Source organism: Streptomyces formicae (assembly GCF_002556545.1).
Classification (GTDB): Bacteria; Actinomycetota; Actinomycetes; order Streptomycetales; family Streptomycetaceae; genus Streptomyces; species Streptomyces formicae_A.
The window spans coordinates 4,859,466-4,874,427 of the sequence record NZ_CP022685.1; the positions used below are offsets into that span (position 1 = coordinate 4,859,466).

The 14,962-nt window shown below is 72.0% G+C and carries 13 protein-coding genes; 11 read left to right on the forward strand and 2 right to left on the reverse strand.

What is annotated here, in order from left to right:
• Positions 1-132: 132 nt before the first annotated feature.
• Together KY5_RS20900 and KY5_RS20905 are read left to right on the forward strand one after the other, a co-directional pair.
• Positions 133-1,644: a 3-hydroxyacyl-CoA dehydrogenase gene (locus tag KY5_RS20900; RefSeq protein WP_098243683.1), complete on the forward strand. Its 1,512-nt coding sequence runs from the start codon at positions 133-135 to the stop codon at positions 1,642-1,644.
• Entirely contained in the window at positions 1,641-2,234 is a 594-nt protein-coding gene (locus tag KY5_RS20905) for a TetR/AcrR family transcriptional regulator (RefSeq protein WP_055553378.1), read from the forward strand. The genes KY5_RS20900 and KY5_RS20905 overlap by 4 nt, the downstream gene beginning before the upstream one ends.
• Before the next feature lie 34 nt (positions 2,235-2,268).
• On the opposite strand, the gene KY5_RS20910 is transcribed toward KY5_RS20905, so the two are convergent.
• Positions 2,269-2,763 carry an Lrp/AsnC family transcriptional regulator gene (locus KY5_RS20910; protein WP_234362794.1) on the reverse strand — a complete coding sequence of 165 codons (495 nt, stop codon included), beginning with the start codon at positions 2,761-2,763 and terminating at the stop codon, positions 2,269-2,271.
• A gap of 191 nt (positions 2,764-2,954) precedes the next feature.
• Between KY5_RS20910 and pdhA the strand changes: the two genes are divergently transcribed.
• From pdhA to KY5_RS20960, 9 genes are all read left to right on the forward strand, one after another.
• Positions 2,955-4,100 (forward strand): pyruvate dehydrogenase (acetyl-transferring) E1 component subunit alpha, encoded by a 1,146-nt coding sequence (gene pdhA / locus KY5_RS20915; RefSeq protein WP_098243685.1) that lies wholly within the window; start codon positions 2,955-2,957, stop codon positions 4,098-4,100.
• Positions 4,097-5,125, forward strand: coding sequence for an alpha-ketoacid dehydrogenase subunit beta (locus tag KY5_RS20920; protein WP_098243686.1), 1,029 nt, complete (start codon positions 4,097-4,099; stop codon positions 5,123-5,125). The genes pdhA and KY5_RS20920 overlap by 4 nt, the downstream gene beginning before the upstream one ends.
• Complete coding sequence (locus KY5_RS20925) at positions 5,125-6,546, forward strand: dihydrolipoamide acetyltransferase family protein (RefSeq protein ID WP_098243687.1); 1,422 nt, start codon at positions 5,125-5,127, stop codon at positions 6,544-6,546. Before KY5_RS20920 ends, KY5_RS20925 begins: the two co-directional genes overlap by 1 nt.
• 163 nt (positions 6,547-6,709) lie before the next feature.
• A complete protein-coding gene (locus KY5_RS20930) occupies positions 6,710-7,636 on the forward strand; it encodes an NTP transferase domain-containing protein (RefSeq protein WP_098243688.1) in 927 nt (308 codons plus the stop codon).
• The gene (locus tag KY5_RS20935) at positions 7,633-9,039 is read left to right on the forward strand and encodes a molybdopterin molybdotransferase MoeA (protein ID WP_098243689.1); all 1,407 of its coding nucleotides are present in this window, start codon (positions 7,633-7,635) and stop codon (positions 9,037-9,039) included. Before KY5_RS20930 ends, KY5_RS20935 begins: the two co-directional genes overlap by 4 nt.
• Positions 9,027-10,133, forward strand: a complete 1,107-nt coding sequence (locus tag KY5_RS20940; protein ID WP_199843174.1) for a potassium channel family protein — start codon at positions 9,027-9,029, stop codon at positions 10,131-10,133. The genes KY5_RS20935 and KY5_RS20940 overlap by 13 nt, the downstream gene beginning before the upstream one ends.
• Before the next feature lie 380 nt (positions 10,134-10,513).
• Positions 10,514-11,491, forward strand: a complete 978-nt coding sequence (locus KY5_RS20945; protein ID WP_098243691.1) for an NAD(P)H-quinone oxidoreductase — start codon at positions 10,514-10,516, stop codon at positions 11,489-11,491.
• 650 nt (positions 11,492-12,141) lie between these two features.
• Entirely contained in the window at positions 12,142-12,471 is a 330-nt protein-coding gene (locus KY5_RS20955) for a hypothetical protein (protein ID WP_159072569.1), read from the forward strand.
• Positions 12,472-12,584: 113 nt separating this feature from the next.
• Positions 12,585-13,130, forward strand: coding sequence for a bacterial proteasome activator family protein (locus KY5_RS20960; RefSeq protein WP_098243694.1), 546 nt, complete (start codon positions 12,585-12,587; stop codon positions 13,128-13,130).
• Between the two features lie 111 nt (positions 13,131-13,241).
• On the opposite strand, the gene KY5_RS20965 is transcribed toward KY5_RS20960, so the two are convergent.
• Positions 13,242-14,894, reverse strand: a complete 1,653-nt coding sequence (locus KY5_RS20965) for a protein kinase domain-containing protein (protein ID WP_098243695.1) — start codon at positions 14,892-14,894, stop codon at positions 13,242-13,244.
• Positions 14,895-14,962 lie beyond the last annotated feature (68 nt).

Sequence of the window (14,962 nt, forward strand, 5' to 3'; positions counted from 1 at the left end):
AGGGACTGGCTGACAGAGCTAGAGTAACCGAACGATCGGTCGGGACAAGAGGGTCTGCCGAACCTGTGGACAACTTCTCCGCGGCGACCCCCGGACCCTGCGGCCGACAGGCCGTGCGGGAGGATCGCGAACATGACAGGACTGGAGCTCAGCAGCGCCGTAGCCGTGGTCGGCACCGGCACCATGGGACAGGGCATCGCCCAGGTCGCCCTGGTCGCGGGGCACCCCGTGCGGCTCTACGACGCGGCGCCCGACCGGGCGAGGGCGGCGGCCGAGGCGATCGGCGCCCGCCTGGACCGGCTGGTCGAGAAGGGCAGGCTCACGGCGGAGGACCGCGCCGCCGCTGCCGCCAGGATCACCCCGGCCGAGAGTCTCGGCGAGCTCGCCGACTGCGGGCTCGTCGTCGAGGCCGTCCTGGAGCGACTGGACGTCAAGCAGCGGCTGTTCCAGGACCTGGAGGACGTGGTCGCCGACGACTGTCTGCTGGCCACCAACACCTCGTCCCTGTCCGTGACCGCCATCGCGGGCGCGCTGAGGAACCCCGGGCGCTTCGTCGGCCTGCACTTCTTCAACCCGGCGCCGCTGCTCCCCCTCGTCGAGGTCGTCAGCGGTTTCGCGACGGACGAGGCGGCCGCCACGCGCGCGTACGACACCGCCAAGGGCTGGGGCAAGACGCCGGTGCGCTGCGCGGACACCCCCGGCTTCATCGTCAACCGCGTGGCCAGGCCCTTCTACGCCGAGGCGCTGCGCGTGTACGAGGAGCGGGTCGCGGAGCCCGCCACGATCGACGCCGTCCTGCGCGAATGCGGCGGCTTCAGGATGGGCCCCTTCGAACTGACCGACCTCATCGGTCAGGACGTCAACGAGGCCGTCACGCGCTCCGTGTGGGAGTCCTTCTTCCAGGACCCCAAGTTCACGCCCTCGCTCGCCCAGCGCAGGCTCGTCGAGTCGCGCCGCCTCGGGCGCAAGTCGGGGCAGGGCTGGTACGCGTACGGCGAGGACGCCGCGCGCCCGGAGCCGCACACGGCGGAGCCCGCGAAGGCGCCCGCATCCGTCGCCGTCCACGGTGACCTCTTCCCCGCGGACGTCCTGAGCGGTCTCATGACGGAGGCGGGCATCAAGGTCGCACGCGGGAAGGGCGTCCCCAGTTACCCCGGATTCATCGAGCTGCCCAGTGGCGTGCGGCTCGCCCTGGTGGACGGCTCCGCGCCCGACGCGGAGGCGGATCCCACGATCCACTTCGACCTCGCCCTCGACTACCGGGCGGCGACCCGCGTCGCCCTCTCACCGTCGAGCCGGGTGGGCGAGCAGGGCCTCCAGGAGGCGGTCGGTCTCTTCCAGGCGCTCGGGAAGAAGGTCAGCGTCATCGGCCACGCCCCGGGAATGATCGTGGCCCGCACGGTGTGGATGCTCGTCGACTTCGCCCTCGACGCCGTGGGGCGCGGGGTCGCGGACGCCGACGACATCGACACGGCCATGCGGCTCGGCGTCAACTACCCGCTCGGGCCCGGCGAATGGGGCCGGAGGCTCACCGCGTACCGGGTGGCCGAGGCGCTCGACCAGCTCCACGAGGAGTACCCCACAGGGCGCTACGCGCCGTCCCAGGCCCTGCGGCGCCAGGCCGTGCGAGAGGAACACTCATGACCACCGCCCGGCGGGACACGTACACCCCGGAGACGCTGTTGAGCGTGGCCGTCCGGGTCTTCAACGAGCGCGGCTACGACGGCACGTCCATGGAGCACCTCTCCAAGGCGGCGGGCATCTCCAAGTCCTCGATCTACCACCACGTGGCGGGCAAGGAGGAGCTGCTGCGGCGCGCGGTGAGCCGGGCCCTCGACGGTCTCTTCGGGATCCTCGCCGAGGAGCACGCGCGCGTGGGCAGTGCGGTCGAGCGCCTGGAGTACGTCACGCGCCGCACCGTGGAGGTGCTGGTCGCCGAGCTGCCCTATGTGACGCTGCTGCTGCGGGTGCGCGGCAACACGGACACCGAGCGGTGGGCCATGGAGCGGCGCAGGGAGTTCGACCAGCAGGTCGCCGAGCTGTTCAAGGAGGCCGTCGCGGACGGCGATCTGCGCTCGGACGCGGATCTGCGCCTGGCCACCCGGCTGCTCTTCGGAATGATCAACTCCATCGTGGAGTGGTACCGCCCGGAGAGCCGGGGGGCCGCCAACGGCGAGCAGGTCGCCGACGCCGTCGTGCAGTTGGCCTTCGCCGGGCTGCGCGCGGAGAGCTGAGGACGCCGCCCGCGCGGTACGGGCAGGGACGGGGTCAGGGCTCCGGATCCATGTCGTCCTCCTCGAAGACCAGCAACGTCCGCGTGCTGAGTACCTCGGGGATGGACTGCAGCCGGGTGAGCACCAGTTCGCGCAGGGCGCGGTTGTCCGGTGTGTGCACCAGGAGCAGTACGTCGAAGTCGCCGCTGACCAGCGCGATGTGGGACGCACCGGGGAGTGCGCGCAGATGCTCGCGCACCGTGCGCCAGGTGTTCTGGACGATCTTGAGCGTGATGTACGCGGAGGCGCCCTGCCCGGCGCGTTCGTGGTTGATCCGCGCCCCGAAGCCACGGATGACGCCGTCGTCGATGAGCCGGTTGATGCGTGCGTACGCGTTGGCGCGCGACACGTGGACGCGGTCGGCCACGGAACGTATCGAGGCGCGACCGTCCGTGTGCAGGATCTGGAGGATGTCGCGGTCGATGGCGTCCAGGGGCCTGGGTTCCGGACGGCCGTCGTCCTGCCAGTCGGCCATTCGTTCAGGTGCCATGTCCCCCCGCCTCCCTACCATGGACGTACTGCATCCATCCCAGGCTGTGCAGAACCGTTTGTCCACAGCCTGGAGGCGCCTGTAGCCAAAATGTGCCGACGACCGAACAATCGGTAGGTGAGGCGCACCACACCGCCGCGCCTCTTTTGCCGCTCCTCACGAGGAGACCGCTTCCCCCAGGAGGTGCCGTCATGACGGTCATGGAGCAGCGGGGCGCCTACCGGCCGACCCCGCCCCCCGCTTGGCAGCCCAGGACGGACCCCGCGCCGCTGCTGCCGGACGCGGAGCCGTACCGGGTCCTTGGCACCGATGCCGTCGAGAAGGTCGATCCGGGACTGCTGCGCCGCCTGTACGCGGAGCTGGTGCGCGGACGCCGGTACAACACGCAGGCGACCGCCCTGACCAAGCAGGGCAGGCTCGCGGTCTACCCGTCGAGCACGGGCCAGGAGGCGTGCGAGGTCGCCGCCGCGTTCGCCCTTCAGGAGCGGGACTGGCTCTTCCCCAGCTACCGGGACACGCTCGCCGCGGTCGCCCGCGGCCTCGACCCCCTCAGCGCGCTGACGCTCCTGCGCGGCGACTGGCACACCGGGTACGACCCGCGCGAGGCCCGGATAGCGCCGCTGTCCACGCCGCTCGCCACCCAGCTCCCGCACGCCGTGGGGCTCGCGCACGCCGCCCGCCTCAAGGGTGACGACGTGGTCGCGCTCGCCATGGTCGGCGACGGCGGCACCAGCGAGGGCGACTTCCACGAGGCGCTGAACTTCGCGGCCGTGTGGCAGGCGCCCGTCGTCTTCCTCGTGCAGAACAACGGCTTCGCGATCTCCGTGCCGCTCGCCAAGCAGACCGCGGCCCCCTCCCTGGCGCACAAGGCCGTGGGGTACGGCATGCCGGGACGCCTGGTGGACGGCAACGACGCGGCCGCGATGCACGAGGTGCTCGGCGAGGCGGTGGCCCGGGCACGCGCGGGCGGCGGTCCGACGCTCGTCGAGGCGGTCACGTACCGCATGGAGGCGCACACCAACGCCGACGACGCCACGCGCTACCGCCATGACAGCGAGGTCGCGGCCTGGCGCGACCACGACCCGATCCTGCTCCTGGAGCGGGAGCTGACGGAGCGCGGACTCCTGGACGAGGACCTGAAGCGACAGGCGGGCGACGACGCGGAGGCCATGGCGGCCGACCTGCGCGAGCGCATGAACCAGGACCCCCAGCTCGACCCCATGGACCTCTTCACGCACGTGTACGCCGAGCAGACCTCCCAACTGCGGGAGCAGGCGGCGCAGTTGCGGGCCGAGCTCGAAGTGGCCTCGGAAGAGGCGGAGGAGGAAGCGCGATGACCACGGTCGCGGCGAAGCCGGTCACCCCATCGGCCACCAAACCGGCCACCATGGCGCAGGCGCTCGGACGGGCGCTGCGCGACTCGATGGCCGACGACCCCTCCGTCCACGTGCTCGGGGAGGACGTCGGCGCGCTCGGCGGGGTCTTCCGGGTCACCGACGGGCTCGCCGAGGAGTTCGGTGAGGACCGCTGTACGGACACCCCGCTCGCCGAGGCGGGCATCCTCGGGACGGCGGTCGGCATGGCGATGTACGGGCTTCGGCCCGTCGTCGAGATGCAGTTCGACGCCTTCGCCTACCCCGCCTTCGAGCAGCTGCTCTCGCACGTGGCGAAGATGCGCAACCGCACGCGGGGCGCGATGCCGATGCCCATCACCGTGCGCGTGCCCTACGGCGGCGGCATCGGCGGCGTCGAGCACCACAGCGACTCCTCCGAGGCGTACTACATGGCGACCCCGGGCCTGCACGTCGTCACGCCCGCCACGGTCGCCGACGCGTACGGCCTGCTGCGCGCCTCCATCGCCTCCGACGACCCGGTCGTCTTCCTGGAGCCGAAGCGCCTGTACTGGTCCAAGGCCGACTGGAACCCTGCCGCCCCCACGGCCGTCGAACCGATAGGCCGTGCCGTGGTGCGGCGCACCGGACGCAGCGCCACGCTCATCACGTACGGCCCGTCCGTGCCCGTCTGCATGGAGGCCGCGGAGGCCGCGCGCGCCGAGGGCTGGGACCTCGAAGTGGTCGATCTGCGCTCGCTCGTGCCCTTCGACGACGAGACGGTCGCCGCCTCCGTGCGCAGGACCGGGCGCGCCGTCGTCGTGCACGAGTCGGGCGGCTTCGGCGGCCCCGGCGGGGAGATCGCCGCGCGGATCACCGAGCGCTGCTTCCACCACCTGGAGGCGCCGGTGCTGCGGGTCGCGGGCTTCGACATCCCGTATCCGCCGCCGATGCTGGAGAAGCACCATCTGCCGGGCGTGGACCGGATTCTGGACGCGGTCGCGCGGCTGCAGTGGGAGGCGGAGAGCTGATGGCCCCTGCTTTTGATGTGAACAGTCTCGAATTCAAACTGCCCGACCTCGGGGAGGGGCTCACCGAGGCCGAGATCGTCCGGTGGCTCGTGCAGGTCGGTGACGTCGTCGCCGTGGACCAGCCGGTCGTCGAGGTGGAGACGGCCAAGGCGATGGTCGAGGTGCCGTGCCCCTACGGAGGCGTGGTCACGGCCCGCTTCGGGGACGAGGGCGCGGAACTGCCCGTCGGCGCGCCGCTGTTGACGGTCGCGGTGGGAGCCCCTGTGCGGGGTTCGGGGGCGCCTGAGGAGCCTGCGGAGCGGGCCATGCAGGCTGCTGCCGCGCGGTCGGCCGCGCAATCGGACACGCGCTCGGCCGCCGAGGAGTCCTCGGGGAACGTCCTCGTCGGGTACGGCACGGCGGCGGCGCCCGCCCGTCGCCGACGGGTGCGGCCCGCCGCGCCCTCGGCGCCGGAGCCCGTCGCGCCCGAGGCGCAGGACCCCGTACGCGATGACGGGCCGATTCCGGTGATCTCCCCCCTCGTACGGAAGTTGGCGCGGGAGAACGGCGTGGACCTGCGTGTCCTCGTGGGCTCCGGCCACGACGGGCTGATCACGCGGGCCGACGTCGAGGGAGCCATCGCCGCGGGCGGACTGGCCCGGCACGGGGCGGGCCAGTCCGTCGGGGGGACGCGCGAAGAGCCGCGCAGGCGTGCGGTCGAGGAGCCGGCCCACGCGGGGATCGCGTCCCGGCACCCGCTGACCGGCATCAGGGGCCTCGTCGCCGACAAGATGTCCCGCAGCAGGCGCGAGATACCGGAGGCCACCTGCTGGGTCGACGCCGACGCGACCGAACTGCTCGCCGCCCGCGCCGCGATGAACGGGGCCATGGAGCCGCGCGAGGGTCAGAAGGTGTCGCTGCTCGCGCTGTTCGCCCGCATCACCGTGGCCGCGCTCGACCGGTACCCGATGCTCAACTCCACCGTGGACATGGAGGCACGCGAGGTGCGCCGCCTCGCCGACATCCACCTCGGCTTCGCCGCGCAGACCGACCGTGGCCTGGTCGTCCCCGTCGTACGGCACTCCCAGACGCGGACCACCGAGTCGATCAACGCCGAGCTGATACGGCTGACGGAGGCGGCGAGGGAGGGCACGCTCACCCCCGCTGAGCTCACCGGAGGGACCTTCACGCTCAACAACTACGGGGTGTTCGGGGTCGACGGATCCACGCCGATCATCAACCACCCCGAGGCCGCCATGCTCGGCGTGGGCCGCATCGTGCCCAAGCCGTGGGTGCACCAGGGGGAGTTGGCGGTGCGGCACGTGGTCCAGCTGTCGCTCACGTTCGACCACCGGGTGTGCGACGGCGGTACGGCGGGCGGATTCCTGCGGTACGTGGCGGACTGCGTCGAACAACCGGCGGTGCTGCTGCGGTCGGTGTGAGGGGCCTCGGCACGTTCGGCGCGAGGGGCACGGGGCGCTGGGTGCGAGGGGCATGGGTCGCGTCCGCACGGACACCGGAGCGACACCGAAGTGACATAAGTCCCTTGCCCGAAGGGCCCTTCGCGGGGGTGGCAATGATCCTCCGTATGCCCATACTCGGGGCATGACCGCGAACGAGGGTGACACGCCTCCGTACGACGCCGTCGTGCTCGCCGGGGGCGGGGCAGCGCGGCTCGGCGGCGCCGACAAGCCGGGGGTGCGGGTCGGCGGCCGGGCGCTGATCGACCGGGTCCTCTCGGCCTGTTCCGGCGCGCGGACCACCGTCGTGGTGGCCGAGCCGCGGGCCACCGCGCGCCCCGTGGTGTGGGCGCGCGAGGATCCGCCGGGCGGCGGGCCGCTCGCCGCGCTCGACGCCGGGCTCCGGCGCACCACGACCGAGCGGGTGGTGGTGGTCTCCGCCGACCTGCCGTTCCTGGCCGAGCCGACCGTACGGGGCCTGCTCGACGCCCTGCGCGAGAGCGGCGCCGACGGGGCGGTCCTCACCGATCCCGACGGCCGCGACCAGCCGCTCGTCGCGGCCTACCGGAGCGCGCCGCTGCGGCGCGCGAGCGCGGTCCTCGCGGAGGAGAACGGCGGCGGGCTCACCGGGCTCCCGCTGCGGCGGCTCACCGCGCGGCTCACGCTGACCAGGGTCGCCGACCCCGTCGCGGCCTTCGACTGCGACACCTGGGACGACATCGCCGCCGCGCGGGCACGCATCAGGGAGCATGGGCACGTGTTGGATGAATGGATTTCCGCAGTCAAGGACGAGCTGGGCATCGAACTCGACGTCGATACCGGCACGCTGCTCGACCTCGCCCGTGACGCCGCGCACGGCGTGGCCAGGCCGGCGGCGCCGCTGACCACGTTCCTCGTCGGGTACGCGGCGGCCCAGGCGGCCGCGCGGGGCGAGGCGCCGGGCGGTGCCGAAGCCGTGGCCGACGCGGCGCGCAAGGCCGCGGCGCTCGCGCTCCGGTGGGCGGACGAGGACCAGCAGGACGCGTCCACCAGGCCAGAGGCCGGTCGCGGCGGCGCGTCGGACGCCGGATGACCGGGCGGCCCGTGCCCGACGCCGAGCTCGACGAAGCACTCGCCCTGGTGAACGATCACCGGGAGGGCCCGGGCGCGGCTTCCCGCCCCTCGGCTCCGTCCGGCGCCCCCGCCGCCACGCAGCCCACCCCCACAGCCCCGACTCCCGCCTCCGCTTCCACCCCTGCTCCGTCTCCCCGGAGCGAAGCGTCGGGCGAGCACGGGCACACCACCCCCTGGCCCGCCGCCCGCGCCCGCGCCGCCCGGGCGCCCCGTCCCGGTGCCGCGGCCACCCCGGTCGCCCTCGACCAGGCACTCGGGCTGATCCTGGCCGCGCCGCTCACCGCCCTGACCGATCTGCCGTCCTTCGACACCTCGGCGATGGACGGCTGGGTCGTCGCGGGCCCCGGCCCCTGGGACGTACGGGCCGAAGGGATCCTCGCCGGGCACGGGCGGCCCGAGCCGCTCACCGACGGCGAGGCGGTCCGCATCGCGACCGGTGCCCGTATCCCGCAGGACGCCACCGCCGTCCTGCGCAGCGAGCACGGCCGCACCGACGACAACGGCAGGCTGCACGCGGGGCGCGAGGTCGTGCCGGGACAGGACATCCGCCCGCGCGGCCAGGAGTGCCGTTCCGGGGACCAACTCCTGCCGCGGGGCGCCCTCGTGACACCCGCCGTGCTCGGTCTGGCCGCGGCCGCCGGGTACGACACGCTGCCGACGCTGCGGCGCCCGCGGGCCGAAGTGCTGGTCCTGGGCGACGAGTTGCTGACCGCAGGGCTCCCCCGCGAGGGACTCATCCGGGACGCGCTCGGCCCGATGCTGCCGCCGTGGCTGCGCGCGCTCGGCGCCGAGGTCACCGCGGTCAGGAGGCTCGGTGACGACGCCGAGGCCCTCCACAAGGCGATCACGACGTCCGACGCCGATCTGATCGTCACGACCGGCGGCACCGCTTCCGGGCCGGTCGACCATGTCCACCCCACCCTGAACCGCATCGGTGCCGAGCTGCTCGTGGACGGTGTCGCCGTACGCCCAGGGCACCCCATGCTCCTGGCCCGCATCCGGCCCGACCAGCACCTCGTCGGGCTGCCGGGCAATCCGCTGGCGGCCGTCTCGGGGCTGCTGACCCTGGCCGAACCCGTGTTGCGTACGCTCTCCGGGCGCGGAAATCAGGCGGCGTACACCGCGCCCGTCCGCGACGATGTACAGGGACATCCGCACGACACGCGTCTCGTGCCCGTCACGCTGCGCTCCGAGCACGCGGTGCCGCTGCACTTCAACGGTCCCGCGATGCTGCGCGGCATCGCGGCGGCCGACGCGCTCGTGGTCGTACCGCCCGGCGGGGCGCACCAGGAACAGGAGTTGGAGATTCTGGATCTGCCCTGGGCCCTGATGGCCTCCGACGGCGGGGTGTGTTTCACGTGAAACTTCCCGGACACGACGCGATCGCCCGGCACCCCGACGAACACCACACGACCCACCGGATCAAGCTGCCCCAGCGGGAGGTCGTGAAGCCGCTGCGGCAGGTCACCCGGCGTCTCGCGATGGCGCTGCTCGTCCTCGCCGTGACGACGTGCATCGTCTGGCTCGACCGCAGCGGCTACCACGACAACTCCGACAAGCACGTCGACTTCCTCGACGCCGCGTACTACGCGACGGTGACGCTCTCCACCACCGGATACGGCGACATCGTCCCCTACAGCGATTCCGCGCGGCTCACCAACATCCTGCTGATCACGCCGCTGCGCGTGCTCTTCCTGATCATCCTGGTCGGTACCACCCTCGAAGTACTCACGGAACGGACGCGCGAGGAGTGGCGTCTGTCCCGCTGGAGGTCCAACTTGCGTGAACACACCGTCGTCGTCGGCTTCGGCACCAAGGGCCGCTCGGCGATCCAGACCGTCTGCGCGACCGGCTTGAAGCCGGACCAGATCGTGGTCGTCGACCCCAGCGCGAAGGTCGTCGACGCGGCCACGGCGGAGGGCTTCGCGGGCGTCATCGGCGACGCGACGCGCAGCGACGTGCTGCTCCGTGCCGAGGTGCAGCGGGCCCGCCAGATCATCATCGCGACCCAGCGGGACGACACCGCCGTCCTGGTCGCCCTCACCGCGCGGCAGTTGAACCGCGGGGCGAAGATCGTGGCCGCGGTCCGCGAGGAGGAGAACGCGCCGCTGCTGCGTCAGTCCGGCGCCGACGCCGTGATCACCAGCGCCAGCGCGGCGGGCAGGCTGCTCGGTCTCTCCGTGCTCAGCCCCAGCGCGGGCATGGTCATGGAGGACCTGATCCAGCAGGGCAGCGGCCTCGATCTCGTCGAGCGCCCGGTGATAAAGGCCGAGGTGGGGCGTGGTGTGCGGGAGACCGACGACTTGGTCGTCAGCGTCGTCCGTGGGCATCGGGTGCTGGGGTACGACGATCCGGCCGTCGGGAAGCTTCAGTTGACGGACCGGTTGATCACGATCGTGCGGGCGTCTCCTGCGAGTGTGGTGGCGCCGGATCTCAAGCCGTTGCGGGCGGACTAGTCCGGACTACTTGAACGGTGGGGTGGGTGGGGCGGCGACGGGGTTTTGCGCCGTTCCTCGCGCCCCTTGTCGGGTCGTCCCGTGGCCCGGTCGGGGTCGTCTCCCGTGGCCCGGTTGGGGTGTGTCCCGCGTCCAAGATTGCGCAGTTCCCCGCGCCCCTTGTCGGGTCGTTTTCCGTGGCCCGGTTGGGGTGTTCCCCGGGTTCGTGATTGCGCAGTTCCCCGCGCCCCTTGTCGGGTCGTTTTCCGTGGCCCGGTTGGGGTGTTCCCCGCGTTCATGATTGCGCCGTTCCCCGCGCCCCTTGGCGCGGGTTCTTCGCGTCGTGTTCGTGGAGGGCTTCACGGGGTTCTGAGGGTGGGGGCGGGAGTAGCCTCGGCCGCATGTATGCGATCACGATCCCTGAACCCGGCGGTCCCGAAGCGCTCGTATGGGCCGAGGTGCCCGATCCCGTGCCCGGCGAGGGCGAGGTCCTCGTCGAGGTGGTGTCCAGCGCCGTGAACCGCGCCGACCTGCTCCAGCGGCAGGGCGCCTACAACCCGCCGCCAGGCTCCTCTCCCTACCCCGGTCTGGAGTGCGCGGGCCGGATCACCGCGCTCGGCACCGGCGTCTCCGGCTGGTCGGTCGGCGACGAGGTGTGCGCGCTGCTCGCGGGCGGTGGCTACGCGGAGCAGGTCGTCGTGCCGGTGGGTCAGCTGCTGCCCGTGCCCGAGGGCGTCGACCTCGTCACGGCGGCCGCGCTGCCCGAGGTCACCTCGACGGTGTGGTCCAACGTCTTCATGATTTCCCACCTGCGTCCCGGCGAGACGCTGCTCGTGCACGGCGGCTCCAGCGGCATCGGCACCATGGCGATCCAGCTCGCGAAGGCGGTCGGCGCGAAGGTGGCGGTCACGGCCGGTACGAAGGAGAAGCTCGACTTCTGCGGTGAGCTCGGTGCGGACGTGCTGATCAACTACCGCGAGCAGGACTTCGTCGAGGAGATCGCGCGGGCCACGGACGGGGCGGGCGCGGACGTCATCCTCGACAACATGGGCGCCAAGTACCTGGGGCGGAACGTTCAGGCGCTCGCCGTCAACGGGCGTCTCGCGATCATCGGCATGCAGGGCGGGATCAAGGGCGAGCTGAACATCGCGGCGCTGCTCACCAAGCGGGCGGCGATCACGGCGACGTCGCTCCGGGGGAGGCCGCTGGCGGAGAAGGCGGCGATCGTGGCGGCGGTGCGGGAGCATGTGTGGCCGTTGATCGGGGCGGGGCATGTGCGGGCTGTCGTGGATCGGCAGGTGCGGATGAGTGAGGCGGGGGAGGGGCATCGGGTGCTTGAGGAGAGTGGGCATATCGGGAAGGTGCTTCTCGTTCGGTAGCGGGGGTCCCCTGCGGGGGGCTTCGGGGTGGTGCGGAGGGGGGTCTGCGCGGGGTGGTGGGGGCTGGGCGCGGCGTTCCTCGCGCCCCTTGCCCGCGCTGTTCCTCGTGCCCCTCGTCCGCGCCGTTCCTCGCGTCCCTTGTCCGCGCCGGTGTCTGTGTCGTCGTTGCGTGCGCCTGCGTGGTGCTTTTCGCGCAGTTCCCCGCGCCCCTAGATCCACGCCCCCCAGATCCCCGCGCCCCCCAGTCCCCCTCCAGAGCCCCGCGCCTAGATCCCCGCGCCCAGTTCCCCGCGCCCAGTTCCCCGCGCCCTCAGATCCCCGCGCCCCCCAGATCCCCACCCGCAGATCCCCACCCGCAGATCCCCACCCGCAGATCCCCACCCGCAGATCCCCACCCGCAGATCCCCACCCGCAGACCCCCACCCCCAGACCCCCTGACCCAAGATGCCGGAATTAGCCCTACATGTGACGCTTGTCACCGGTGGTCTGGCTGTTGGGTTCTGGGAGCGGGCGGTGTGGGCGTGAATGGGGCTTGGGTTGGGCGTGTGGTGGGGGCGGTGGGGGCGGTGGGGGTTCTTGGGGTGGTGGGGCTGGTTGGGGGTGGGGCCGGGGGTGTTGCGTATGCCGGGGAAATCGCTCCGAACAAGTCCGTGACCAGCGTCGATGAGACCTCCCGTGCCGGGAGTCGCGCGGGTGAGGGGCGGGAGAGGCCGGGGCGGTCCGAGACGCCCGAGACGCCGGAGACGCCCGCGGCCTCGTTGTCCGATCCGGCGCTCCCCGTCCCGACGTACCCGACGGGACCGCCCTCCCCCAAGCCGGAACGGGACTCCGTCGCGCACCGGGACACCGCGTCCGACACCTCCCGGCCCACCCGCGCGGACCCCGTCCTGCCCGGGCTGCGCGTGCTGCCGCTCGGTGGTGGGCTCGTCCTCATCGGGCTGGGGATCGGCTTCCTCGGCCTGCGGCTGCGCCGTGGCTGAAGGGGAGCCGAGGAGGGAGCCGAGGAGGGAGACGGAAGGGTGAGTCCAGGGTGGATCAGTCCTTCATGGGGGCACTACCGATGTGTGATGTACGGGTACGAGAGAATGGCGGCATGGAGATGCCGAGGAACGAACGGTCACCGGAGAGCCCCCAGGTCCTGGTCGTGGGCCAGGACGGAATGGCACTCGGTGGTGGCGGAGACGACGACTCCCGCGAGGTCCCGGTGACGGAGATGGTCGAACAGCCGGCCAAGGTCATGCGGATCGGCAGCATGATCAAGCAGCTGCTGGAGGAGGTGCGCGCGGCTCCTCTCGACGAGGCGAGCCGGGTCCGCCTCAAGGAGATCCACGCCAGCTCGGTCAAGGAGCTCGAGGACGGTCTCGCCCCCGAGCTCGTCGAGGAGCTGGAGCGGCTCTCCCTGCCCTTCACGGACGACACGACGCCGAGCGACGCCGAACTGCGCATCGCGCAGGCCCAGTTGGTCGGCTGGCTCGAAGGTCTCTTCCACGGGATCCAGACGACGCTGTTCGCGCAGCAGATGGCCGCGCGGGCGCAGCTGGAGCAGATGCGGCGTGCGCTGCCGCCCGGGGTGGGCGGCGACGAGGACGAGGAGCCGGGTGGCGGCATCGCGGGCCGCACGGGAGGCCCCTACCTCTAGACAAGCCCCTACCTCTAGACAAGAGGGTGCGACTAGACAAGAGGGTGCGACGACGAGGGGCTCGGCACGCGGATCGCGTGCCGAGCCCCTCGTCGTACGGGTGCCGAGTGCCTAGGCCGGGTCACCCGAGGAGATGTCGAACTGGATCTCGACGTGCTTCGGATCGATGTCCGAGCCCTCCTTCGGGGTCTGCCGCATGACGGTGTCCTCGCCGTACGCGTTCTCGTCGACCTTGCGCTTGTCGTAGCTCCAGCCCGCCGCCTGGAGGCAGGTCAGGACCGACTTCCAGTCCTTGAACGTGAAGTCAGGGGCCTTGATCTTGTTCTCGTCGTTGTAGGCCGTATCGGGGTCCGTGCACTCGGTCTTGTCCATCGTCTTGGTGCGGTCGGGACCCTTGTGCCCGGCGACGGGCTGCTTCGACTTGTCGTTCTTGGCCTCGTCGCCGCCGTCGTCCTTGTTGAGCGAGACCGCGGTGATCACGCCGCCGACGGCGAGCAGCGCGACGACGATCGCGCCGACGACCACCGGCATGTTCCGCTTGCCGGAGCCGCCGGGGCCGGGACCGGTGGTGGTCGTCGCGGGCTGTCCCGAGAGGTTGTACGGCGGCGGGGTGTGGACGCCCTGCTGCTGCACGCCCTGCTGCTGCGCGTACGCGTTGACCGGCGGCGGGGTCTGGTAGCCGCCCTGCTGCGGGTAGCCGTAGCCCGGGGTGGGGGCGGGCGTCGGGGCCGGGGTCGGCGGGCCGTAGGAACCCGGCTGGTACGGCGTCTGGACCGGGCCGCCCTGCGGGAGCGAGGTGTCGACCGGCGGGAAGACCGCGGAGCCGACGCCCGCGCCGCTCGCCGTCTGGGCGCCGGGGACGATGCTGGGGGCCGCGGCCTGGAAGGACTGGGCCACGCGCAGGCACTCGTCGCGCATGGCGTCGGCGGTCGGGAAGCGCTCGTTCGGGTTCTTCTTGAGCGCGCGGGCGACGATCGCGTCGACCGCGGGCGGCAGGGAACGGTTGATCGAGGAGGGAGCGACCGGCTCCTCCTGGACGTGCGCGTACGCGATGGCCAGCGGCGAGTCCGCCTCGAAGGGCAGCCGCCCGGTGACCAGTTGGAAGAGCATGATGCCGACGGAGTAGAGGTCCGAGCGGGCGTCGACGCCGCGGCCGAGGGCCTGCTCCGGCGAGAGGTACTGCGGGGTGCCGACGACCATGCCGGTCTGCGTCATCGAGGTGACGCCGGACTGCATCGCGCGGGCGATGCCGAAGTCCATCACCTTCACGACGTTGCGCTTGGTCATCATCACGTTGCCGGGCTTGATGTCGCGGTGGACCAGGCCCATCTCGTGGCTGATCTCCAGGGCCGCGAGCACATCGGCGGTGATCTTCAGCGCCTGGTCGGACGGCATCGCGCCGTACTGGGCGACGGAGGCGTCCAGCACCGAGCCGAGCGGCTTGCCCTCGACGTACTCCATGACGATGTACGGCATCGTCGCGCCGTCGAGCTCGTCCTCGCCGGTGTCGAAGACCGAGACGATGTTCGTGTGCGTGAGCTTCGCCACCGACTGGGCCTCGCGGCGGAAGCGCTCGCGGAAGGACTGTTCGCGTCCGAGTTCGGTGTGCAGGGTCTTGATGGCGACCTGGCGGTCGAGCACGGAGTCGTACGCGAGGTGCACGGAGGCCATGCCGCCCTCACCCAGCAGATCGCGCAGTTGGTAGCGGCCGCCGGCCAGCGAACGCCCCGCATACCGCCCCTGTGCGCCGTCCTGGCTGCTCATTCTGTGCGTCCCCCATCGGCGCGGTTGCCGGACGGCTCCGCGGCTGGTGATCGATAACCGCTATTCCA

Excerpts from the sequence above, each read along its gene's own strand:
- KY5_RS20900 (WP_098243683.1), top strand. The coding sequence starts at position 133 with ATGACAGGACTGGAGCTCAGCAGCGCCGTAGCCGTGGTCGGCACCGGC.
- KY5_RS20920 (WP_098243686.1), top strand. The coding sequence starts at position 4,097 with ATGACCACGGTCGCGGCGAAGCCGGTCACCCCATCGGCCACCAAACCG.
- KY5_RS20930 (WP_098243688.1), top strand. The coding sequence starts at position 6,710 with ATGACCGCGAACGAGGGTGACACGCCTCCGTACGACGCCGTCGTGCTC.
- pdhA (WP_098243685.1), top strand. The coding sequence starts at position 2,955 with ATGACGGTCATGGAGCAGCGGGGCGCCTACCGGCCGACCCCGCCCCCC.
- KY5_RS20965 (WP_098243695.1), bottom strand. The coding sequence starts at position 14,894 with ATGAGCAGCCAGGACGGCGCACAGGGGCGGTATGCGGGGCGTTCGCTG.
- KY5_RS20905 (WP_055553378.1), top strand. The coding sequence starts at position 1,641 with ATGACCACCGCCCGGCGGGACACGTACACCCCGGAGACGCTGTTGAGC.
- KY5_RS20945 (WP_098243691.1), top strand. The coding sequence starts at position 10,514 with ATGTATGCGATCACGATCCCTGAACCCGGCGGTCCCGAAGCGCTCGTA.
- KY5_RS20925 (WP_098243687.1), top strand. The coding sequence starts at position 5,125 with ATGGCCCCTGCTTTTGATGTGAACAGTCTCGAATTCAAACTGCCCGAC.
- KY5_RS20935 (WP_098243689.1), top strand. The coding sequence starts at position 7,633 with ATGACCGGGCGGCCCGTGCCCGACGCCGAGCTCGACGAAGCACTCGCC.
- KY5_RS20960 (WP_098243694.1), top strand. The coding sequence starts at position 12,585 with ATGGAGATGCCGAGGAACGAACGGTCACCGGAGAGCCCCCAGGTCCTG.
- KY5_RS20910 (WP_234362794.1), bottom strand. The coding sequence starts at position 2,763 with ATGGCACCTGAACGAATGGCCGACTGGCAGGACGACGGCCGTCCGGAA.